This is a genomic window from Streptomyces sp. NBC_00029 (genome assembly GCF_045160505.1).
In the GTDB taxonomy this organism is placed as follows: Bacteria; Actinomycetota; Actinomycetes; order Streptomycetales; family Streptomycetaceae; genus Streptomyces.
The window spans coordinates 8,055,417-8,077,930 of record NZ_CP108292.1 but is presented as its reverse complement, the minus strand read 5'-3'; the positions used below and the strand labels follow the sequence as shown (position 1 = coordinate 8,077,930).

Here is a 22,514-nt window from a genome sequence, read left to right as displayed (position 1 = left end):
TCGGCAGCTGACGGCCTTCCGGCCCGGTTCGAGCTGCCCGGTTCCCTCGAAGGGGTGTCACCGCACCCTCCGTTTGGGGGTACCCGGCCCCCCATTTGTCGGACCACCCGACCGGTTCCCCGGTCAGTGCCGCTTCCCGGCCCGAGATTCCCCAGCCGACGGGACAAGTTCCCCTATCGATCGGGAACGGCGGAAATCTAGCCTCGCTACTGCCCGTCCGCGAGTCGGATCTCTGTGTTCGAGGGGGAAGTGTGGCTGATCGGGAAGTCGGTGTTCTGGCGATCGGTGCGGGTCCGGCCAATCTGGCATTGGCGGTGGCCATCGAGGAGTCGGGACCGGCCGAACTGGCGGACGGCACACTGCTGCTGGAGCAGGGGCCGGACATCAAATGGCAGCGCGATCTGCTGATGCCCTGGGCGCGCAGCCAGGTGTCCTTCCTCAAGGACCTGGTGACACTGCGCAATCCGAGCAGCAAGTTCTCCTTCCTCAACTTCCTTCATGCGCAGGGGAGGCTGGACGAGTTCGTGAATCTGGGGACCTTCCACCCCTTCCGGTGGGAGTTCTCCGACTACCTCCAATGGGTCGCGGCCTCCCTGGAAAAGGTGCGGATCCGCTACGACGCCCGCGCCTCCCGGGTCGATCCCGTGCACGGCGCCGACGGCTCCCTGACCGGCTGGAGCGTGCGGCTCACCGACGGGGACACCATCCGCTGCCGCGACCTCGTCATCGGCGGCGGCCGCGACCCCCGGGTTCCCGAGGTCTTCGCCGGCCTCCCCGCGGACCGCCTGATCCACAGCGCCCAGTACCGGACCCGCATCACACAGATACCGAAGGACGAACCGGTCCGCGTCGTGGTGATCGGTGGCGCGCAGAGCGCCGCGGAGATGTTCTTCGCGCTGCACGAGAACCTGCCGGCGAGCCGGATCACCATGGTGGTGCGCTCGATCGGGCTGCAGAACTACCAGTCGAGCAAGTTCGTGAACGAGCTGTTCTACCCGTCCTTCGTCGACGAGTTCTACGACAGCCCGGCCGAGGTCCGTGCACAGCTCCTGGACGAAATGCGGTTCACGAACTACGCCGGGCTCGCACCGCCCTTCCTGGACGAGCTCTACACGATGCTGTACCGCCAGAAGATGGTGGGGCCGCAGCGCTCCGAGGTGCGCGCGATGACCGAGGTGGCGGGTGCGCGGACCGAGGGCGGGGAGGTCGTTCTCGACCTGCGGGACCGGCTGAGCGGCAAGGTCGAGCCGCTGCGCTGCGACCTGGTGGTGCTGGGGACCGGTTTCGACGCCCGCAAGCCGGCGCTCGTACGGGAGCTGGCCGCCCGGGTCGGCCTGGACGAGGTCACCGTCAGCCGCAACTACCGGGTGGACCTCGGCGAATCCGCCTGGGGCGCCGTCTACCTCCAAGGCGTCAACGAAGAGACCCACGGCATCGCCGACTCCCTCATCAGCGTCCTCGCCCACCGCTCCCACGACATCCTCACCGACCTCCTCACCCGCCGCGCCGACAGCACGGACCGAACCGACAGCACCGGCAGCACCGACGGCCGGGCCGTCGCCGCCGCGGTCACCGAGTACAGGAGCGCGTGATGAAGCGGACGTTGGTGATCGCCCCCGGCCCCACCGCGAACGGCGATCTGCACCTGGGCCACCTGGCCGGCCCGTTCCTCGCGGCGGACGTCTGTGCGAGGTACGCGCGTTCCGCCGGCCAGGACGTGCTGTTCGGCACGGGCGTGCACTTCACGCAGAACTACATCGTGACCACCGCCCGGAGACTGGGCGTGCCGCCCGAGGAGCTGCGCGTCCGCTCGGCCGCGCAGGTGGAGGAGACCCTGACGGCCGTCGGCATTGAACCGGACGGGTTCGTGCGGTTCGACGACCGGTACGTGAAGACGGTCCGGCACTTCTTCGAACGCCTGCACGGCGCGGGCAGGCTCCGGCTCCAGGCCGTGAGGTTCCCGTACGCTCCGCGCACGGGCGAGTACCTCACCGACGCCTACGTGCGCGGCGGCTGCCCGGTGTGCCTCGCCGACGGCTGCGCCGGGCTGTGCGAGAACTGCGGCCACTGGATCGCATCCGCCGACCTCATCGCACCGCGCTCGACCCTGGACCCCGACGATCCGGTCGAACTGCGGGAGCAGCAGGTCCTGGTGCTCCCCCTGGAGGACCATCGCGACGCGCTCGTGGAGTACTTCGCCGGGCGCAGTGCGACGATGCGGCCGCGCCTGGCCCAGATGATCGAGGAGATCCTGTCCCGGCCGCTCCCGGACTATCCCGTCACCCTGCCGATCTCCTGGGGCATCCCCGCGCCGTTCCCGGAGGTCGCCGGCCAGGTGATCTACGCGGATGCCGAGGCCATCGCCTGGAGCATGCACTGCACCGCGCTCGCGGCGGAGCAGCGCGGGGCGGTGCCGGCCGCCGACGACGAGCTGTGGTTCTCCGATGCCGGCACGCAGGTGGCGTACTTCTTCGGCTCCGACGCCGGTTTCGCCTTCGCGGTGGTCGGGGCCGCGATGCTGCTGGCGCTGGGCGGCTACACGCTGCCCGAGCACTTCGTCACGAACGAGTTCTACGAGCTGGACCACGACAAGTTCTCCACCAGCCGCGGCCATGTCGTCACGGGGCGGGAACTGGCCGCCGAGGTGCCGAGGGATCTCATCCGCTTCTACCTCGCCGTGACCGGCCCGGACTTCCAGCGCACCAACTTCGGCCGCGCTGCCCTGGAGCACGTGACGGGCACCCGGCTCGTGCGGCCCTGGAACCGGGTGGCGGACAAGGCCGCCGCGTGGGCGGGCCGTGGGCCGCTGCCGGTGTCCGAGCGGTCCAGGGTGGCCGCCGGACTGATGCTGGAACGATTCTCCGCCGCCTACGACGTGCGCCGGTTCAGCCTGACCTCGGTGGCCTTCACCCTGTCCGAGCAGCTGGCGCGGCTGGACCGGTGGGAGGTGGGTCCGGGCGACGCGGGCGACTTCTGCCACGAGGTGGAGGTGTTCCTGCGCTGCGCGGCGCCGGTGCTGATCGACCTGGCCGGGGTGGCCCTGCCGGACCGGACTGTCCCCGCCCGGTCGTACGCCACGCGGGTCACGCCCGTACGGTTGCCGCGGCTGGCGGAGACGGGAACGTGAGGGCGGCCGCCGCCTCCCGGCAGGTGATCGTGGTGGGAGCGGGCGTCACCGGGCTGCTGACCGCGGTGGAATGCGCGCGGGCGGGCCACCGGGTGACCCTGCTGGACCGGGGCCCGGTCCCCAATCCGGGGTCGAGTTCGTCCGACCAGCACCGGGTCATCCGTACTCTCAGCGCGGACGACGCGGACGCCACCGGGCGGATGGTCGCCGCCCACCGGCGGTGGCTCGAGCTGGAGGCCCTGCTGGGGGCCGGGTTCTACCGGCGTGTGGGGGTGGTCACGGCTCGGCCCCGGGAACAGCTGGCCTCGGTGACCGCGGCGGCCGCCGCCGCGGGTGTGCCCGTACGGACGGTGGAGCCCCAGCGGCTGCCGCACCTGGCGTTCCCCGCCGGCTCGGCCGCGGTGCTGGAGGCCGACGGCGGGGTGCTGCTGGCGGACCGGGTGCTGCGGGCCGCGGTCCGGTGGCTCACCGGGCATCCCGCGGTGAGCGTGCGGCCGTACAGCCCGGTCGTCCGGATCGACGTGGACTGCGCTCACGTGCTGCTGGCCGGCGGTGAGAAGCTCGGGGCCGATCTGGTGCTGGTCGCGGCCGGGCCGTGGACCCGGGATCTGGTGGAGCATCAGGTCGTCCTGCACCGCCAGACCATGGTCTACCTGCGGCCGCCCGCGGATGCGGCGCGGTGGTGGCGGACGGCGCCCGCCGCGGGCGGCATCGGCGCGGACGGGCGGGCGTGGGCGATGCCGCCCGGAGGGGGCGCGCTCCTGAAGATCAGCTCCGATGCCGTCGCCCGGGAAGTGCCCAGTACGTCGGGAAGTACGCGCGAGGACCAGGCGCCCTGGGTGGAGCGGCTGGCGCGGGCGGCGCCGCTGTCCGGGCTGGAGCGCTACACGGTGGCGGCGGTCAAGGAGTGCCACTACGCGTGCGCCGCGGACACCGGTGGCGCGGTTCTGGCCCGCGTGGGTCCCGCCGTGTGGTCACGGGCGGCCTGCGGCGGCTCCGGGTTCAGCCAGGCTCCGCTCGTCGCGGGGCGGATCGTCGATGCCTTGATGAAGGGAGCGGCATGAAGAAGGAGGAAACCCCGATCGGCGTGTTCGAGGCGCTGAGGGCGACCCCGACGCCGGTGCGGTATCTCCTCGGCGGCGTGCTGGTCAACCAGCTCGGCGCGTTCGTCCAGACGTTCCTCGTGCTGTACCTGACCTTCCGCGGCATGTCGGTCGCCGCGGCGGGTCTGACCCTCGTCGCCTACAGCGCAGGGTCGATCTTCGGAACGATGCTGGGCGCGGAGTTCACGCAGCGGTTCGGTCCGCGGGCCACGATCGTGACGGCGATGGCCGGCTCCGCCCCGCTGGTGGCGGCGATCTCGTGGCTGAGCGGGCCGGGGATGCTGTGGCCGCTGCTCGTCGTCGTCGGGCTCGCGGGCCTGTTCACCCAGGCCTACCGGCCGGCGGCCGCCGTGATGCTGAGCGACCTGATGCCGGACCGGTACCAGGTGATGGCGTTCTCGATGATGCGCATCGCGCTGAACATGGGCGCGGCGCTGGCGCCGCTGATCGCCGCGGGACTCATCCTGGTCGACTGGGACCTGCTGTTCTGGATCGACGGCGGTACCGCGCTGGTCTACGCCCTGCTGGCCTTCGTCCTGCTGCCGCGGAAGACCACGCCGGAGGGGGCCGGGGACGAGGACGGGCAGGACTCCTCCGCCGGGGCGGCGACAGCGGCGACAGCCGCGGCCGAGGCCCCGGCCGACGGTGGCGAGCCGGCCGGGCCCGCCGGGCCCGCCGGGCCCGCCGCCTCGGGCTACGCCGCGATGCTGCGCGACCGCAAGTACCTCTCCTACCTGGCCGCCGTCCTGCTCGGCTCGCTCACCTACGCCCAGGGCCATATCGCCCTGCCGCTGGAGCTCGCCGCCAGCGATTACCCGACCAGCTTCTACAGCACGGTGCTCACGGTGTCCTCCGTCGTGCTCATCACGTGCGAGCTCAAGATCACCGCGTACCTGAGCCGGCTGCCCAAGCACGTCCGCGTGATCACCGGCCACCTGGTGGAAGCCGTCGGACTCGCCGTGTACGCACTGTCCTCCCGGTCCGGGGCGTTCACGATCGCGGGCGCGGTGCTGGTCGTGGCGGGCATCATGATCGCCGCTCCGAGCATGTTCGCCCACCCCGCGACGTTCCCTTCCACGGTGAAGGCCCGCTACATCGGCACGATGCAGGCGGTGGGCGGCGCGGCCGGGGCCCTCGCCCCGCTGTTCGGGGTCTACGCCTGGAGCCGGCTCGGGAGCGGTTTCTGGGTGCTGTGCGGTGTGGTCACGGCCGTCGCCGGACTGCTCGCCCTGGCGGGCGTGAGACGGCCGCCCGAACCGGTCGCCGTGACGGACCCCGAGCCGGACTCCGCCGGAAAGCCTGAAGTCGTCGGGGGTGCCTCGTGACCGGGCAGGGTCCGGGGGCCGGGCCCGGAGTACGGCCTGCGGCGGTGGCCGGAGCGGGCAGGCCGGTCCTGGTGGTCGGGTTCGTGGGCGTCACCCTCGCCGCGATCGGGGCGTTCCAGCCGGACGACTCGGTGATCTACGTCGAGGAGCCGGACGTCGTCCGCAAGCGGCGGGTGCACGAGCAGCTCGAGGGGGTGGCGTTCGTCCGAGGCCTCATCGAGTGGGAGTACCACCTGGCGGGGAAGGCCGACGAGTTCTTCAACGCCCATCCCGGACTCGACCCCGCCGCGGTCGTCCCCGCCATCGAGTACGCGACCCCGTTCGCCGCCCGGCTCGCGGAACGCTACGGCCTGCCGGGCGCAGGCCTCGGCGCCGCGCAGATCCTGCGTGACAAGGCGCTGCTGCGGCAGGTCAGCGCGGCCGCGGGCATCGCGAACCCGGTGAGTGTCCCGGTCCGGGGTCCGGACGACGTACGGGCCTTCCTGCGCGGCCGGCCGGGGCCCGTCGTGCTCAAGCCGGCGAACCGTCAGGCATCGGTGGGCACCAGGGTGATCCGTGACGCGGCCGAGGTCGAAGGGGCGTGGGCGGACTGCCTCGTCCAGGACGAGGGCGTTTTCGTGCCCGACCGGCCCATGGCGCTGGCCATGCTGGCCGAACAGTACGTCGAGGGGCCCGAGTACAGCGTCGAGATGCTGGTGCGGGACGGCGTCGCACTGTTCGTCAACGTCACGGGCAAGCAGCTGTTCCCGGGGCCCCATCCGGTGGAGCTGGCGCACGTCGTGCCGGCCGACATCCCGGACGAACTCGCGCGGCTGCTCGGTGCGCGGACCGCGCTCCTGGTCGAGGCCGTCGGATTCCGCGACGGGTTCGTCCACGGTGAGTGGATCGTCTCCGACGGTGTTCCGTACCTCGTGGAGTGTGCGGGGCGACTGCCCGGTGGGGGCATCCTCGACACGATCCAACTCGCCTATCCGGTGGAGCTGTTGCGCAGCTACTACGCGGTACTGAAGGGCGAGGCGCTGCCGGGCGGGCTGCCCCGGCGCGCCAAGGGCGGTGCGGCCGTGCGGTTCCTCGCGGCCGCACCGGGCCGGGTGGCCGCCGTGCACGGTGTGGAGGCCGCCCGGCGGGCGGACGGCGTGTTCCTGGCCGCGGTCACCGTGGAGCCGGGCCACCCGGTCGCGGAGCTGCGCCACTCCTGGCACCGGGCGGGGATCGTCATGGCCACCGCGGACAGCCCGGCCGAGGCGCTCCGGCGGGCCGAGGCCGCCGCCGGCATGGTCCGAATCGATATCGAGGGGGAAGAGTGACTGATCGGGAAGTCGGTGTTCTGGCGATCGGTGCGGGTCCGGCCAATCTGGCATTGGCGGTGGCCATCGAGGAGTCGGGACCGGCCGAACTGGCGGACGGCACACTGCTGCTGGAGCAGGGACCGGACATCAAATGGCAGCGCGATCTGCTGATGCCCTGGGCGCGCAGCCAGGTGTCCTTCCTCAAGGACCTGGTGACACTGCGCAATCCGAGCAGCAAGTTCTCCTTCCTCAACTTCCTGCATGCGCAGGGGAGGCTGGACGAATTCGTGAATCTGGGGACCTTCCACCCCTTCCGGTGGGAGTTCTCCGACTACCTCCAGTGGGTAGCCGCCTCCCTGGAAAAGGTGCGGATCCGCTACGACGCCCGCGCCTCCCGGGTCGATCCCGTGCACGGCGCCGACGGCTCCCTGACCGGCTGGAGCGTACGGCTCACCGACGGGGACACCATCCGCTGCCGCGACCTCGTCATCGGCGGCGGCCGCGACCCCCGGGTTCCCGAGGTCTTCGCCGGCCTCCCCGCGGACCGCCTGATCCACAGCGCCCAGTACCGGACCCGCATCACACAGATACCGAAGGACGAACCGGTCCGCGTCGTGGTGGTGGGTGGCGCGCAGAGCGCCGCGGAGATGTTCTTCGCGCTGCACGAGAACCTGCCGGCGAGCCGGATCACCATGGTGGTGCGCTCGATCGGGCTGCAGAACTACCAGTCGAGCAAGTTCGTGAACGAGCTGTTCTACCCGTCCTTCGTCGACGAGTTCTACGACAGCCCGGCCGAGGTCCGTGCACAGCTCCTGGACGAAATGCGGTTCACGAACTACGCCGGGCTCGCACCGCCCTTCCTGGACGAGCTCTACACGATGCTGTACCGCCAGAAGATGGTGGGGCCGCAGCGCTCCGAGGTGCGCGCGATGACCGAGGTGGCGGGTGCGCGGACCGAGGGCGGGGAGGTCGTTCTCGATCTGCGGGACCGGCTGAGCGGCAAGGTCGAGCCGCTGCGCTGCGACCTGGTGGTGCTGGGGACCGGTTTCGACGCCCGCAAGCCGGCGCTCGTACGGGAGCTGGCCGCCCGGGTCGGCCTGGACGAGGTCACCGTCAGCCGCAACTACCGGGTGGACCTCGGCGAATCCGCCTGGGGCGCCGTCTACCTCCAAGGCGTCAACGAAGAGACCCACGGCATCGCCGACTCCCTCATCAGCGTCCTCGCCCACCGCTCCCACGACATCCTCACCGACCTCCTCACCCGCCGCGCCGACGCCGGCTCCGGGAGGGTGTGATGGGCACCGGCCGGGGTGGCACGGGCGGCAACGACACCCTGCTGGTCATCGGCAGCGGGCTGAAGGTGTACCGGGAGTACCTGATCGCGCCGATCCGCCGGCGCGCCCGGGCCGCGGGGCTGGACATGGTGCTGCTCAACAACCTGAAGCCCACCTGGCAGCGCGACTACTTCGACGAGATCATCGTCGCCAACGTCTTCGACTCCGGGGCGATGGCCGCTGCGGCCCGTGAGGTGGCCGGCCGGCGCCGCATCGTCGGACTGATGTGCTGGGACGAGCCGCTCGTCCTGGACGCCGGGCTGCTCGCGGCCGAGTTCGGGGTGCCGGGTCTGTCCGTACCGGGCGTGCGCGGCTGCCGCGACAAGCGGCGCACCAGGGCCGAGCTCACCGCCGCGGGCCTCTACCAGCCGGGCTTCGAGCTGACGACCACGCCCGGACAGGCCAGGGCGGCGGCGGACCGGATCGGATATCCGGTCGTGGTCAAGCCCCGGGCGATGGGTGCGAGCATCGGTGTCGTGTTCGCGGCCGACGCGGCCGAGGTGGAGGCGGCCTTCCGGATCGCCCTGGCCGCGAGCGAGGTCGATCCCGGGCCCTACCGCGCGAGCGCCATGGTCGAGGGGTACGCCCCCGGCCCGGAGATCAGCGTCGACGGCGCCGTCCACAAGGGCGAGTACCTTCCGATGTTCCTCGCCCGCAAGCACAGCAGCGACCAGCCGTACTTCGAGGAGGTCGGGCACCTGGTCGACGCGGCCGACCCGCTGATGGCCGATCAGGAGCTGATGAGCACCCTGGCCCGCGCCCACCGGGCGCTCGGCATCGAGGACGGCATCACCCACAGCGAACTGCGGCTGACCCCGCGCGGTCCCCTCGTCATCGAGATCAACGGCCGCCTGGGCGGAGACCTGATCCCGTTCCTCGGCAGGACCGCCACCGGCATCGAGCCGGGTGAGGTGCTGTTCGACGTGGCGACCGGGCAGCGGCCCGACACCAGACCCACCCGGCGGGCGGTGGCCGGCATCCGGTTCGGCTACCCGGAGCGGGACTGCGTGCTGCGCTCGGTTCGCGTACCGGCCGGGGCCCCCGGCCTGGTCGCCGCGGCGCCGATGGCCGAGCCGGGCACCACCCTGCGGCTGCCTCCGGGCGGCTATCTGGCGCGCCACTCCTTCGTGGTGTGCGAGGCCGACGACACCCGGACCTGCCTCGACCGGCTGGACACGGCCGCGGGACTGGTCGAGGTGGCTGCCGGGCCGATCGGCCCGCCCGATCCGGACGCCCCGTTCGCGATGCCCGCCGGACTGCTCGACGTGGACGAATGACCGGCACCGCGAGGACGCGAGGGACCGCGGCGCCACACGGCACACCATCACCCGAGGGGGAACACATGAGCACGACCCGGAACCCGGGCACGGAAGCACCCACCACCGCGGCGGAGATCCTGGAGCGGGCCAGGGCGCTGGCTCCGCGGCTGCGGGAGCGGTCGGCGGAGATCGAGCAGGCCCGACAGCTCCCGGCCGACGTCGTGGACATGCTGCGCGACACCGGAGTGTTCCGGATGTGCTTCGGTCCGGAGTGGGGCGGTCCCGAACTGACGTCGGTGCAGCAGGCCGAGGTCGTGGAGACGCTGGCCTACGGGGACGCCTCGGCCGGCTGGTGCGCGGCGATCGGCGCGATGACCGGCGCGATCAGCAACTTCCTGGATCCTGCCGTGGTCAAGGAAGTGTTCCCGAGCCTGGACATGATCACCGCCGGGTTGATCGCGCCGGCCGGACACGCGGAACGCGTTCCCGGGGGTTTCCGGCTGACGGGCCGGTGGTCGTTCGGGAGCGGGATCACCCATGCCGACTGGGTGACCTCCGGGGCGTTCATCTACCAGGACGGCGAGCCGTGGGCGAGCCCGGACGGCAGCAACGCGCACGCGTCGCGCCAGTTCCTGGTGCCGGCCCACGAGGTCGGGGTCGTCGGGAACTGGGACACCACGGGCCTGTGCGGCAGCGGGAGCAGCGACTACACGATCACCGACGTGTTCGTGCCCGAGGAGCACACCTACACCTTCTACAAGGTGCGGGGCCGCACGGACACTCCGATCGCCCAGCCCGACTCGTTCATGCGCAGCCTGTGCGCGGTGCCGCTCGGGGTGGCCAGGGCCGCTCTGGACCACGCCCGGGAGACCGCGCTCACCCGGGTGGACAGGATGACGAACACGGTGTGGGCGGACACCTTCCGTGTGCAGGTCACCCTCGCCGAGTGCGAGGCGGAGTTCAACGCCGCACGCAGCGGCGTCCACAGCAGCTCGCAGCGACACTGGGACGTGCTGGCCGGAGGCGGCACGCTGGACGATCTCTCGGCCACCGAGCGGGCCGCGTCCTCGCTGGCCTGGGTGCACGCCTTCCGTACCTCGCGGGCGATCGTGAACCGGCTCTACGACCTGCTGCAGGCCTGGTCGATCAACCGGTCCTCGCCGATGGACCGCTGGATGCGCGACACCGCGACCATGTGCCAGCACGTCGCGGCCTCGGACCTGATCCTCGAATCCGGCGGCGCCTACCTGCTGGGCCGGCCGCCCAAGTTCCGGATGAGCCTCGGCATCGTCAAGTAGGCCCGGGACGCTCCCTGATGAAAGGCGATCACATGACCACGACCCGGACCCCGGGGGCCGAGGTTCCCGCCGCCAGTGCGGCGGAGCTGCTGGCCCGTGCGAAGGAGCTGGCGCCGCTGCTTCGGGAGCGGTCGGCGCAGATCGAGGAGGCTCGGCGGCTGCCGGCGGACGTGGTGGACATGCTGCGCGACGCCGGGGTGTTCCGGATGGCCTTCGGCCGTGAGCTGGGCGGCCTGGCGCTGACCACGATGGAGCAGACCGAGGTCGTCGAGACGCTGGCGTACGGGGACGCCTCCGCGGCCTGGTGTTCGGTGATGGGCGCGAGCAGTGGCATCTTCAGCGCCTTCCTCGACGAGACGGTGGCCAAGGAGGTCTTCCCGACCCCGGACACGATCACGGCCGGGCTGCTGCAGCCGACGGGGCACGCCGAGCGGGTGCCGGGCGGGTTCCGGCTCTCCGGCCGCTGGTCGTTCGGCAGCGGGATCACCCATTGCGACCGGGTGACCTCCGGTGCGTTCGTCTTCGAGGACGGCAAGCCGTATGCGAGCCCGGACGGCAGCAATCCGCACGAGTCGCGGCAGTTCCTGGTCGAGCGGTCGCAGGTGGAGGTCATCGACAACTGGCACACCATGGGCATGCGCGGCACCGGCAGTTGCGACTACACGATGACCGATGTCTTCGTACCCGAGGAGCACACCTACAGCTTCGGCAGGGTACGCGGCCGGCCCGGTCCGCTCGCCCAGCCGGACGCCTTCACGCGCAGTATGTGCGGCGTGGCGCTCGGGGTGGCCAGGGCCGCTCTGGACCACGCCCGGGAGATCGCCCGGACCCGGGTCGACCGGATGACCGGGGTGGCGTGGAAGGACCACTTCCGGGCCCAGACCACGCTCGCCGAGTGCGAGGCGGACTTCCTCGCGACCCGCAGCGCGGTGTACGCGAGCCAGCGCCGCCAGTGGGAGGTGCTGGCCGCCGGGGGCACCCTGGACGACCTCACGCCCGAGGAACGGGCGGCGTCGCCGATCGCCTGGGTGCACGCCTTCCGCACGTCGCGGTCGATCGTCGGCCGGCTCTGCGACCTGCTCCAGACCTGGTCGATCCACCAGTCGTCGCCGATGGACCGCTGGATGCGCGACACCACCACGATGTGCCAGCACGCCACCGCACAGGACCGCATCCTGCAGTCGGCCGGCGCCTATCTGCTGGGCGGGAAGCCCGAGTTCGGCATCTGCCTCGGCATCGTCAGATAACGCGATTCGCCTGCGTGCAGGCCAGGGGGGAGAAAGTCCGATGGGCCGAGGCCTGGTGCTTTTGGTCAATCCCAACAAGGTGCACCCACCGATCGCGCCCTACGCGCTCGATGTGCTCACGACCTCGTTGGAGGCCGCCGACTTCGAGGTCGAGGTGGTCGACCTCACGTTCCACCGGGAGGACTGGAAGTCCTGCCTCTCCGAGTACTTCGGAGCGCGCAGTCCGGTGCTGGTCGGTGTCACCATCCGCAATACCGACACCGTCTACGCCTTCGAGCAGCGCCCTTTCGTCGGCGAGCACAAGGAGATCATCACCGAGATCAGACGGCTGACCGATGCGCCGATCGTCGGCGGCGGCATCGGATTCTCGTCCATGCCCTTCGCGCTGGTCGACTACTTCGGCATCGATTTCGGCGTCAAGGGGCCCGGTGAGCAGATCATCTGCGACCTCGCCGACGCGCTGGTCACCGGACGCGGCACGGACACGGTGAGCGGGCTCATCCGCAACACCCCGGAGGGAGTGACCAGGGTGCCGCCGCCCGCGCTCACCGCGGCGGGGCGCCGTACGGTGGCGGCGCCGCTGCCCGCCGGGCAGTTCGAGGACCGGAGCTGGCAGGTGGACCGCTCCGGGACGTACGTCCGCCGCTCCGGGGCGCCGCTCAAGGTGGACAACCTGCTGTACTACCAGCGCGGCGGGCTGGCCGGGATCCTCACCAAGAACGGCTGCACCTACCGTTGTTCGCACTGCGTGGAGCCGGACGCCAAGGGCATCCGGACGGGCCGGCGCGACGTCGCGGCCGTAGTCGACGAGATGCAGTCCCTGGCCGCGCAGGGGATCCTCGACCAGCACACCACCGACAGCGAGTTCAACCTGTCCATATCCCACGCCAAGAACCTGCTGCGCGAGATCGTCCGGCGCAAGCACGCCGACGCGGGCAATCCGCTGAACGCGTTGCGGCTGTGGGTCTACTGCCAGCCCTCCCCGTTCGACGAAGAGTTCGCCGAGCTGCTCGCGGCGGCCGGCTGTCGCGGGGTGAACGTCGGCTCGGACCACGTGCGCGCCGACATGCTGAGCGGCTGGAAGATCACGGAGAAGGGCACCACCTACTACAGCTTCGCGGACACCGAGCGGCTGGTGCGGCTCTGCCACGCCAACGGCATGCTGACCATGGTCGAGGCGCTCTTCGGAATGCCCGGCGAGACGCCGCAGACCATGCGCGAATGCGTAGACGCGTTCATGGCACTGGACGCCACCGTGACCGGCTTCTCGCTGGGGCTCCGGCTCTTCCCCCACACTCCGCTGGGCATCGCGATGGCCGAGCGGTGCGACGGGGTGCGGACGGTGCCGGGGCTGCAGTCCAACACGGCCACCGGGCCGATCGTGCTGAAGCCGCTGTCCCGGTGTTCCGGGCCTGTGGAGTACGAGCGGCAGTTCATGTTCGACGAGTCGGGCAACTTCCGTCTGGTCTGCTACTTCTCGCCGGATCTGCTGGAGGACACCGGTACGGTCGCCGATCCCTCCGGACGCTGGAGCCGGTCCGTGGATCTCCTGTGGGAGCTCGTCGACCCGTCCGACCACCACCGGGTGATGCTGCCGACGCTGGCCGGCTCCAGCGAGCACGACAACAACTATGCGGACAATCCCTTCCTGACCAGTCTGGGAGGGCTCGGATACACCGGCGCATTCTGGGCGCACTGGCGCGACCGGGAGGCAATCCTGCGCCGCGCGCAGGATGTCGGAGCGGTCGGATCAGTGGGCGCTTGAGATTGCTCGATTTCAATTGTCGGTGCATGTGCGAAGCCCGCCGAATAAGCCGCGAATAGCGATGCTCTCACAGGTATAACTATCGCAGTTCTTCTCGCACTCCTCACCGTTGCGGTGGGCTGGACCTCTGCACCATTCTGGGTACCGGTCGGCCGTCTGGCCCGCCTTGCACCATCGAGTGGGGGGAAGGTACGAATGAACCAGAAATCAACCACCATGAGATTACTGTGGCCACTCTCGCCACAAGCCGATACACGAAGAGAGGGTGCGCCGCTCCGGCCCGACCAGGACTTCCCGGTCGTCCGCCGGGTCCCCACCTCGGTTTCCGTCGTCCTCGCCGACGCCCAGCCGGCAATTCGCCACGGTGTCCGTTCCGTTCTCGAACGGTCCGGGGGCATTGCGGTCGTCGGAGAGGCCTCGACGGCGGACGAGGTGATCGAGGAGATGTGCCGGTGCCGGCCCGCCGTCCTCGTGCTCGACCCGCAGATGGACGGGGCGGCCGGGGCGAAGGTCATTCCCGAGGTACTGCGATTATGGCCCGATACGGGCATCCTCGTCTTCAGCGCCGTGGACGACGACCAGGCCATCACCTCGGCGCTCCAGGCGGGCGCACGGGGCTACCTGTTCAAACGGGCCGACGCGGACCAGATCCTGCGAGGGATCCAGGCCGTGGCGGCCGGCGAGGCCATCATCGACAAGTCGATCGCCGGGCGGTTGGGCGCACTGATGCGCGCGACGTCCGGGCAGCAGTATTACTATCCGTTCCCGCAACTGACCAACCGGGAACGGGACGTGCTGGAACGCATCGCCGCGGGCAAGTCGAATACCACCATCGCCCGCGAGCTCGTGCTCGCCTCGAAGACGGTGAGCAACCGTGTCTCGGTGATATTCGGCAAGCTCGGTGTGGCCGATCGCTCGCAGGCCATCGTGCTCGCCCGGGATGCCGGTCTCGGGCACGGCTGATCCACTGATCGGCGATCATTCCCGTACCGGCAATTCCCGTTCGACAAGGGAACAATTCCCCTGTCGACAGGGAGTCTCGGCCTTCTAGCCTGAACGACGTCACGCGCCGCCGTGAATATGAGGGACGTCGATCGGAGTGGGACGTTGACCGACCAGGAACAATCCGATGTGACCATTCGGAGAAGTGAGCCGGAAAACCTGGTCCGGGACCACGGGCTGGATCTGAAACTGCTCCACCCGTGGCCCGGACTGGACACCCCCTTTCGCGGAGCCTGGTGCGTGCTGCGCCCCGGCGATGTGACGGGTTCCCACGCCCACCACGAACGCGAGATGTTCATCGTCATGTCCGGCCGCGCCGAGGTCGTCTGTGACGACCGGCGGCACGCGCTCGCCGCCGGGGACATCGCGCTCATGCGGGGCGGGGTGGAGCACCACATCGTCAACGAGCACGACGAGGACTTCTCCTACTACGCGATCTGGTGGGGCCCGGACATGTCGGCCGACTTCCTCGCCCGCCAGCCGGAGGCGGCCCCGTGATCAACTACGACGGGCGGAGGTTCCGCAAGCCCAAGGGCGACATCCGGACCGTCGCCGTCTACCACCAGCAGGGCGACCTGGTGTGGGGCGAGGTCGTCGGCGGCGAGGTGCGCCGCGGCTGGACCGTGGGTACCTGCGAGGCGGACGGCACCCTCTCCATGGGCTACACCATCGTCTTCGCGACGGGCGAGGTCGTCTGCGGCCGCACCGTCAACACACCCGAAGTGGCCGAGGACGGACGCCTGTTGCTGCGTGAGGAGTGGGAGCGCTACGGCCCGCACGCCGCGACCGGGATCTCCTACATCGAGGAGGTCCGGTGAGCCCGGACCCGGGCGCGCGCACGGGCGCGGCACAGGGCGCGTCCGACAGCGACTGGCGACGACTGGAGCGGGCCGTGACCGGCCGCGTGCTACGCCCCGGCGACACCGGATTCCGTTCGGCCGGAGCCCCGTTCAACAAGCGGTACGCGAGCACCACACCGAGCGGTGTGCTGTCGGTGGCGAACACCGCCGATGTGCGCCGCGCCGTCGAGTGGGCACGCGAGAGCGGCATCGGCCTCGTCGCGCGCAGCGGCGGGCACAGCTACGCCGGATACTCGGCCCACACCGGCCTGGTCCTCGACCTCCGCGCCCTGAACACGGTGACCGCCGACGGATCCACCGGGCTGGTCACGGCCGCGGGCGGGGCGCTGATGGCGGACGTGTGCGCCGCGGTCCAGCCCCACGAGATGGCATTCGCGCTGGGCAACGGCGCGTCCGTCGGCATCGCCGGCCTCACGCTCGGCGGGGGCTCCTCCTCCACCTCGCGCAAGCTCGGCCTCACGGCGGACGCGCTCGTGCGCACCACGCTGATGACGGCGGACGGGCAACTGCTGACCTGTGACGCCGAGGAGAACCCCGACCTGTACTGGGCCTGCCGCGGGGGCGGCGGCGGCAACTTCGGCATCAACCTGTCCTTCACCTTCCGGGCGAGCCCGGTCCGCGACGTATCCACCTGCCTGCTGCTCTGGGACGGGGCGGACGCACCGGAGGTCTTCACGGTGATGCAGGAGATCGCGCGGAAGGCACCGGACGAGTTCTCGCTGAGGCTCGGCGTGAGCGCCGCGGACGGGCCCGGGGCCACGGTGTCGGCCGTCGCTCTGCACCTGGGCCCGGCCGGCGAGCTGCGCGAGCTGCTCGCCCCGGCCCTCGCGGCGACCCGTCCGGTGCGCGAGGACATCGCCGACCGCACGTTCTGGGAGGCCAAGGACTATCTGCTGCACGAGACCTCCGCCGGGGCGTTCGCGGTACGGACGCGGTTCGCCACCGAGCCGTTGCCCGCCGAGGCCCTCTCCACCGTCCTCTCCCTGCTGGGACGCCGCCCCGGCAGCGGCAACCCGGACGGCTGCGGCCTGGCCCTCTACACCTGGGGCGGCGCGATCAACCGGGTGGCGCCGGGCGACACCGCGTTCGTCCACCGCGACGCGCTGAGCCTGGTCAGCATGGACACCTCCTGGTCCGAGCAGGACGGGGCCGCCATCGTGGAGGCGAACCTCCGCTGGCTGACGGAGCTGCGGGAGGCGATGGCGCCGTACGTGGGCGAGGGGGCGTACCAGAACTTCATCGACCCGGATCTGGAGGACTGGCGGACGGCGTACTACGGCGCCAACTACCCGCGGCTCGTCGAGATCAAGAAACGGGTGGACCCGGACGGCTTCTTCACCTTCGGGCAGGCCGTCGGAACCTGAGGTGTCCTTGCGGGCGGTGTCGGTCAGCGTGCCGCTGCCGCTCGTCCTCCGGAGCCCCGCCCGAGGAGTCGTCCCAGCTCCTGCCCCTGCGGCAGGGGTGGTCGGCCCCGTACGGCGGACCCGACAGGCCGGCCGGGCGGCCTGTGTTCCGCTGCAGAACAAGCGCGTCCCGGAGCTCGAAGTCCTTCCCGGTGTACGCGTAGCGGGACCGTCGGCGCAACGCAGCGGCACCCGAGCCGTCTCCGGATCGGGTGCCGCCGATGTTGCGGGCGCTGTGCGTCACTCGGTCTCGTGCGTCCAACTCGTGCACAGGGCCCAGATGATGAACACGTCGATCGCGATGATGATGATCGACCACCAGGGCTGGTACGGCAGCCACATGAAGTTGAGGATCACGCTGATGGCGGCGAGGGCGATGCCCGCGCCCCTGGCCACGTTGGAGCCGGCGAAGAGGCCCACTCCGGTGAGGACGACGAGGATTCCGATGATGAGGTGGATCCACCCCCACGCCGTCAGGTCGAATTCGAAGACGTAGCTGCCGATGCGGGCGTACACATCGTCGTTGGCGATGGCCGCGATGCCCTGGAACACCGCGAGGCATCCGGTCACCAGGAGGAGGACCGCGGCGAACATCGTGCCCACGTTCCCGGCGCCCTGGCCGTCGCCGCTCGGGTACGGCGGCGTGTTGCCCGGCGCGGGGCCGGTGTTCCAGTTACCCCCGGTCGGTGTCGGCTGGCCCATGGAATTCACCTCACAGTTGGCGGTACAGCGCAGGACCGTCCTGCTCGCTCGTCGGTCACAGGCTTCGGTGCCCACATCGCAGTCTCGTCCGGCGGGCCGGTGGCTGTGATCACCCGAAGCGGGTGGTCTTCGCGCCGGCTGCCCGTCCTCGCTCAGGCCGGCAGCCGGCGCATTTCGAGCACCCGCAGGCCCAGGGACTGGAAGCGGGTGAGAAGCCCGTACAGGTGGGCCTCGTCCGCCACGCTGCCGAACAGCAGCGTCTGCTCGGGGACGGGAATCCGGTCGAGCTCGGGAAAGCTCGCGGCGAGTGTGTCCGGTACGACCCCCGAGATGCGGAATTCGTAGCGCATGGGAGCACTCACTCCTCTCGGATCGAAGGCATCGGGTGCGGGCGTACGGGGGCCGGGGCGAGAGCGGCCCCCGGCCCGGTCCCGGCCTTCACCCGCCATCGTGGGCGCCCGCGCGACGCTCGGCATCGCCCGGTGCGGGCGAAATGGCGCACCTGCGGGCCTCCGCCCCCGCTGTTCGTCAGAGCATCCCGAGGTCCTGCGCCCGGTGGACGGCCTCGCTGCGCCGGGCGACGCCCAGCTTGCGGTAGATGCTCTTCAGGTGGGTCTTGACCGTGTTGGCCGATACGTACAGCTCGGCCGCGATCTCCTCCGTGGACAGCAGATCCGCGGCCTTGCGCAGCACGTCGGTCTCCCGCGGGCTCAGCGGCTCCACCACCGGGGGCGCTCCGCCGTCCTGCGGGGTACGTGCCGTACGCACCGGTGTGCGCGGATTCAGCCAGCCGTGCGACCGGGTCAGCTGCGGGTCCTTCCGCAGGGTCCGGCCCGTCCAGGGGCCGCTCTCGACGAACATCCGGCGCAGTTCCTCGGGGCGGGCGAGCGCCAGCGCCTCGCCCAGCCGACGGTGCGCACCGTCGGGGTCTCCGTCCGCGGCGGCGATCTGCGCCCGGAGCAGGCACGCCCGGGCCCGTACCGGTGCCGGGACGCTGTCGTCGCCCGGTACTCCGTCCAGCTCCTGCCCCGCGTCCGCGCCCCGGCCGGCGGCCAGCAGGGCGCGGGCGCGGGCCACCGCGTACTCCGGCCGGTCGCCCTCCGGTGTCTCCCAGGGGGCCTCCGCGGACGCGGCCTCCACGGCGTCCAGGACCTGCAGGGCCGCGACGGCGTCGCCGCGCGCCAGGTGCACGGCCGACTCGGCCACAGCCAGCTCGTCCCGCACCCGGGCGGACAGCCCGGCCGCGTCCACCGCGCGGAGGGCGGCGAGCGCGGTGTCCGCGTCGCCCTCGGACGCGGCGATCCGGGCGCCGATGACGGCGGCCCGGGCGGCCGTCGCGGGGTCCGGGCGGGATCCGACGGCCGCGGCCGCCAGGTCGAGGTGGCGGCGGGCGGCCGCGAGGTCGTCCTGCTCGACGGCCACTCCCGCCAGGACGAGGTGGTCGACACCGGTCCGGCGCCCGGGCGGAAGGGCGGACTGCTCGGCGACGGCGAGCGCGGCGCGGGCGTGCTCGGCCGCCTGCCGCAACCGGCCGCGCAGCAGTTCGGCGAGGGCCAGTGAGCCGAGCGCGTCGCAGAGCGGGTGTTCCATCCCCGGATGCTCTCCCGCCGGGTGTTCGCCGGCCGCGTCCTCGCCTCCCGGCGCCCCGCACGCGGCGACGGCGGCAGTGAGGGTGGACCCGGCCCGGTCCAGGCGCCCGGCGGCGAGCTCGGCGGCACCGAGATGCGCGAGCAGCAGGGCGCGGAGCTCGGGGTGCCCGGCGAGCAGCGGTGGCGCGATCTCCCTCAGCAGCCGGTCGGCGTCGGCGGCCGCCCGTTCGGTGGCCTTCGGATCACCGGCCAGCCGCCCGGCGAGTACGCCGAGGAAGGCGCGGCCCAGCCGGGCCGCCGGACCGCTCGACGCGGTCAGGGAGGTGTCCGCCCGCCGCAGCCCTGCCTCGCCACCGGCGACGTCCTGTTCGGCCAGCCGGCAGGCCGCGCCGACCAGCGCCGGTGCCGCTCCGGGCGTCCCGGCCGGCATTCCGGCGAACGCACGGCCCAGCTGATCCGCCTCCAGGCCCGTGAGGAGGCGGCCGATCGCAAGGTTGTCGACCAGCTGGGCCGCTGCGAACTGCCAGTCCCCGGCGGCCGCGCCCTGGAGCACCGCCTCCGTGAGCCGGCCGGTGCGGGCCAGCCAGCGCGCCGCCCGCCCGTGCAGCCGCGGCTCCAGACCGGGGCGGCGTTGGCGCAGGTGTGCGCGCAGGACCTCGGCGAACAGCGGGTGCAGCCGGTACCAGGCCGAGGCGTCGATCTGCTCCAGGAACGCGTTGTCGCGGGCCAGTCCGGCAAGTGTCTGCGCGCCGTCGTCCCGTCCGGTCAGCGCGTCCGCGAGATCCGGGTGGACGCGGTCCGTGACGCAGACGCGCAGCAGCAGGTCCCGGGTGAGGGGCGGCTGTGCGTCGAGCACCTCGCTGAGGAGGTAGTCGGCGATGGTGGTGCGGTCGGCCGCGAACTGACGGAGGAAGGCCTCCGGGTCGGCGCTGCGCTGCATGGCCAGGGCGCACAGGCGGACCCCGGCCGCCCAGCCCTCGGTGCGCTCCATCAGCAGCCGGACCCCGGCCTGTGAGATGTCCAGGCCGTGCTCCCCCAGCAGGGCCTCGGCGTCCTCGTCGGTGAACCGCAGGTCGGCGTGCCGGATCTCCGTGATCTCCCCGGCCGCCCGGTAGCGGTGCAGGGGCAGCAACGAGTCGGACCGGCTGGTGAGCACGATGCGCAGGCCCCCGCCCGCGTGCCGGAGTACGAAGTCCAGCCCCTCGGTGGTCGCGGGCGGCTGCGCGGTGTCGAACTGGTCGAGCACGAGCACCGCGGGCTGCGCGGTCGCGGCCAGCCCGTCCGCCAGGCGCACCAGGAACGATCGGGTCACCCCTTCGGCGCGGGTCGGCCTGCCCACTCCGGCCGGCAGCGCCACCCCGCCCCGGTGGAGGGCCTCCAGGACGTACGCCCAGAAGGCGCCGGGTGCGTCGTCGGGTTCCACGGTGAGCCACATGGGGGGACGGGGCGCGCGTCCGTCGGCCGCCCAGTGGGCGGTGAGCACGGTCTTGCCCGATCCGGCCGGACCGTTGATGAGGGTGAGCGGCCCGCGCACCCCGGCCGTCAGCCGCTTCAGCAGTTCGGGCCGGTGCACCAGCAGTCCGGGCACGGCGGGAGGCGCGAACCTGGCGGTGAGCATGGGGTCGCCGGTCGGTGCCCGGTGGTCCATGGAGGTCACCGGTGTTCCCACGGAGGTACGGACTGTGATCGGTCCACGCACCCCACTGAACCGGTGATCGGTGGTGATCACCAGTCGTGTCACCCGGTTCGGGGGATACGGGGTGGCGCGCCGGCAGGGCGGGGGTCGATCGGTGTGAGCACTCCGAGGCGGTCCTCGACCTCCTGGGCGGCGTCCAGGCACAGGTCCTCCCGGAAGGCGCGCCCGACGATCTGCACGCCGGAGGGCAGGCCGTCGGTCACTCCGGTCGGTACGGAGACCGCGGGTACGCCCACGAAACTGGTCACGGTGCACAGGCGCATGCCCGAGCCGACCCGTTCCCGTCCCGCCCGGTCGCGCGACTCCAGCCCCGGCTCCACGGCCGGCTCGGTGAACACCGGCCCGAGCAGCAGCGGGTATTCGTCGAGGAACTCCGCCCAGGAGCGGCGGATGCCCAGCCGGACGCCCATCAGCCGCATGAACTCCGCCGCGCTCGCGGGCGGGGTCTTCTCCATCGTCATCCCGATGTAGCGGTCTCCGCCCTCTCCGAGCAGGGTCCGCACCACCGGCCAGGTCGGGGCGAATTCGGTCACGACGATCCGGTGGTAGGCATCGAGGGCCTCGTCCAGCCGCGGAACGTCCGCGATCTCACGCACGTCGTACCCGGCGTCGCGCAGCGCGTCTGCCGCTGCCGTGACAGCACCGCGGACCGTGGGGTGGACACCGTGGCCGCCGGGATCGGCGACGACCGCGACCTTCACCGGTCCCGGCAGCGGCTCACCGCGGACGGGCACCGGTACGGCCCGCGGATCCCGCGGGTCGGTCCCGGCCAGTGCCTCGTAGGCCAGCCGCAGGTCGGCGATCCTGCGGGCCAGGGGCCCGTCGGTGACCAGCATCTGCGAGGCCGGTCCCGGGTCCTCCGGGCCGAGAACACGGTGGTCGGCGGGGAACCGCCCGGGGGTGGGCTTCAGTCCCGCCACACCGCAGAACGAGGCAGGGATCCGTACTGATCCGCCGGAGTCGTTGCCGAGCCCGAGTGCGGCCATGCCGGTGGCGACGGCCACTGCGTCGCCGCCGCTGGAGCCTCCCGGAGTCCGGGACCGGTCCCACGGGTTGACGGTGTCGCCGAACAGTTCGCTGCGGGTGTGCATCCCGGCCAGGATCAGGGTGGGTACGTTGCTGTGCCCGATCGGAATGGCTCCGGCGGCACGCAGCCGGGCCACCGGTGGTGCGTCGGCCGCCGCCACCAGGTCGCGGAAGCGCGTGACTCCCATCGTGGTCGGCACGCCTTCGACGGGGGTCGTCTCCTTCACGGTGAACGGCACCCCTGCCAGCGGCCCCGGTTCTTCGCCTGCGGCCCGGCGCGCATCCGTCCGCGCCGCGGCGTCGCGGGCACGCTCGGCCATCAGCTGAGTGACCGCGTTGACCTGCGGGTTGACGTCGGCGATGCGGTCCAGGTGACTGTCGACCAGTTCGACGGCCGACACGTCTCCGTTCCGCACCGCCTCCGCCTGGGCCGCGGCCGGCATCTTCCATAGGGCGTCCTGCACGATTCCTGTCCTCCCCGTTCCTGTG

18 protein-coding genes are annotated in these 22,514 nt (G+C 71.7%); 14 read left to right on the top strand and 4 right to left on the bottom strand.

The genetic code is table 11. The features are described from left to right. Positions 1-251: 251 nt before the first annotated feature. The 14 genes from OG753_RS37130 to OG753_RS37065 all read left to right on the top strand — a co-directional run bounded on the left by OG753_RS37130 (position 252) and on the right by OG753_RS37065 (position 16,973). The gene (locus OG753_RS37130; protein WP_405791841.1) at positions 252-1,592 is read left to right on the top strand and encodes a lysine N(6)-hydroxylase/L-ornithine N(5)-oxygenase family protein; all 1,341 of its coding nucleotides are present in this window, start codon (positions 252-254) and stop codon (positions 1,590-1,592) included. Next, a complete protein-coding gene (locus OG753_RS37125) occupies positions 1,592-3,127 on the top strand; it encodes a class I tRNA ligase family protein (protein WP_405791839.1) in 1,536 nt (511 codons plus the stop codon). The genes OG753_RS37130 and OG753_RS37125 overlap by 1 nt, the downstream gene beginning before the upstream one ends. Then, a complete protein-coding gene (locus tag OG753_RS37120; RefSeq protein WP_327266155.1) occupies positions 3,124-4,191 on the top strand; it encodes an FAD-dependent oxidoreductase in 1,068 nt (355 codons plus the stop codon). Before OG753_RS37125 ends, OG753_RS37120 begins: the two co-directional genes overlap by 4 nt. Further along, positions 4,188-5,555, top strand: a complete 1,368-nt coding sequence (locus tag OG753_RS37115) for an MFS transporter (protein WP_405791837.1) — start codon at positions 4,188-4,190, stop codon at positions 5,553-5,555. Before OG753_RS37120 ends, OG753_RS37115 begins: the two co-directional genes overlap by 4 nt. Next, positions 5,552-6,862, top strand: a complete 1,311-nt coding sequence (locus OG753_RS37110) for an ATP-grasp domain-containing protein (protein ID WP_327266153.1) — start codon at positions 5,552-5,554, stop codon at positions 6,860-6,862. The genes OG753_RS37115 and OG753_RS37110 overlap by 4 nt, the downstream gene beginning before the upstream one ends. Further along, a complete protein-coding gene (locus tag OG753_RS37105; protein ID WP_327266152.1) occupies positions 6,859-8,139 on the top strand; it encodes a SidA/IucD/PvdA family monooxygenase in 1,281 nt (426 codons plus the stop codon). Before OG753_RS37110 ends, OG753_RS37105 begins: the two co-directional genes overlap by 4 nt. Next, the gene (locus OG753_RS37100) at positions 8,139-9,455 is read left to right on the top strand and encodes an ATP-grasp domain-containing protein (RefSeq protein ID WP_405791834.1); all 1,317 of its coding nucleotides are present in this window, start codon (positions 8,139-8,141) and stop codon (positions 9,453-9,455) included. The genes OG753_RS37105 and OG753_RS37100 overlap by 1 nt, the downstream gene beginning before the upstream one ends. 65 nt (positions 9,456-9,520) lie before the next feature. After that, positions 9,521-10,735, top strand: a complete 1,215-nt coding sequence (locus OG753_RS37095; protein WP_327266150.1) for an acyl-CoA dehydrogenase family protein — start codon at positions 9,521-9,523, stop codon at positions 10,733-10,735. A 32-nt stretch (positions 10,736-10,767) separates the two neighbouring features. Then, the gene (locus OG753_RS37090; protein ID WP_405791832.1) at positions 10,768-11,982 is read left to right on the top strand and encodes an acyl-CoA dehydrogenase family protein; all 1,215 of its coding nucleotides are present in this window, start codon (positions 10,768-10,770) and stop codon (positions 11,980-11,982) included. 40 nt (positions 11,983-12,022) lie between these two features. Next, complete coding sequence (tsrT, locus tag OG753_RS37085; protein ID WP_327266148.1) at positions 12,023-13,747, top strand: tryptophan 2-C-methyltransferase; 1,725 nt, start codon at positions 12,023-12,025, stop codon at positions 13,745-13,747. A gap of 195 nt (positions 13,748-13,942) precedes the next feature. After that, positions 13,943-14,710: a response regulator transcription factor gene (locus OG753_RS37080; protein WP_327266147.1), complete on the top strand. Its 768-nt coding sequence runs from the start codon at positions 13,943-13,945 to the stop codon at positions 14,708-14,710. Positions 14,711-14,878: 168 nt separating this feature from the next. Continuing rightward, entirely contained in the window at positions 14,879-15,247 is a 369-nt protein-coding gene (locus OG753_RS37075; RefSeq protein WP_327266146.1) for a cupin domain-containing protein, read from the top strand. Continuing rightward, on the top strand, positions 15,244-15,567 hold the full coding sequence (locus tag OG753_RS37070) for a hypothetical protein (RefSeq protein WP_327266145.1): 324 nt from the start codon (positions 15,244-15,246) through the stop codon (positions 15,565-15,567). The genes OG753_RS37075 and OG753_RS37070 overlap by 4 nt, the downstream gene beginning before the upstream one ends. Further along, the gene (locus OG753_RS37065) at positions 15,564-16,973 is read left to right on the top strand and encodes an FAD-binding oxidoreductase (RefSeq protein WP_405791829.1); all 1,410 of its coding nucleotides are present in this window, start codon (positions 15,564-15,566) and stop codon (positions 16,971-16,973) included. Before OG753_RS37070 ends, OG753_RS37065 begins: the two co-directional genes overlap by 4 nt. 279 nt (positions 16,974-17,252) lie before the next feature. On the opposite strand, the gene OG753_RS37060 is transcribed toward OG753_RS37065, so the two are convergent. From OG753_RS37060 to OG753_RS37045, 4 genes are all read right to left on the bottom strand, one after another. Further along, positions 17,253-17,714 carry a hypothetical protein gene (locus OG753_RS37060; protein ID WP_405791827.1) on the bottom strand — a complete coding sequence of 154 codons (462 nt, stop codon included), beginning with the start codon at positions 17,712-17,714 and terminating at the stop codon, positions 17,253-17,255. Between the two features lie 152 nt (positions 17,715-17,866). Next, positions 17,867-18,064 (bottom strand): hypothetical protein, encoded by a 198-nt coding sequence (locus OG753_RS37055; RefSeq protein ID WP_189744317.1) that lies wholly within the window; start codon positions 18,062-18,064, stop codon positions 17,867-17,869. A gap of 178 nt (positions 18,065-18,242) precedes the next feature. Next, the gene (locus tag OG753_RS37050; protein WP_405791825.1) at positions 18,243-20,972 is read right to left on the bottom strand and encodes a LuxR C-terminal-related transcriptional regulator; all 2,730 of its coding nucleotides are present in this window, start codon (positions 20,970-20,972) and stop codon (positions 18,243-18,245) included. Between the two features lie 68 nt (positions 20,973-21,040). Beyond that, positions 21,041-22,489 carry an amidase gene (locus OG753_RS37045; protein WP_405791823.1) on the bottom strand — a complete coding sequence of 483 codons (1,449 nt, stop codon included), beginning with the start codon at positions 22,487-22,489 and terminating at the stop codon, positions 21,041-21,043. Positions 22,490-22,514: the final 25 nt, after the last annotated feature.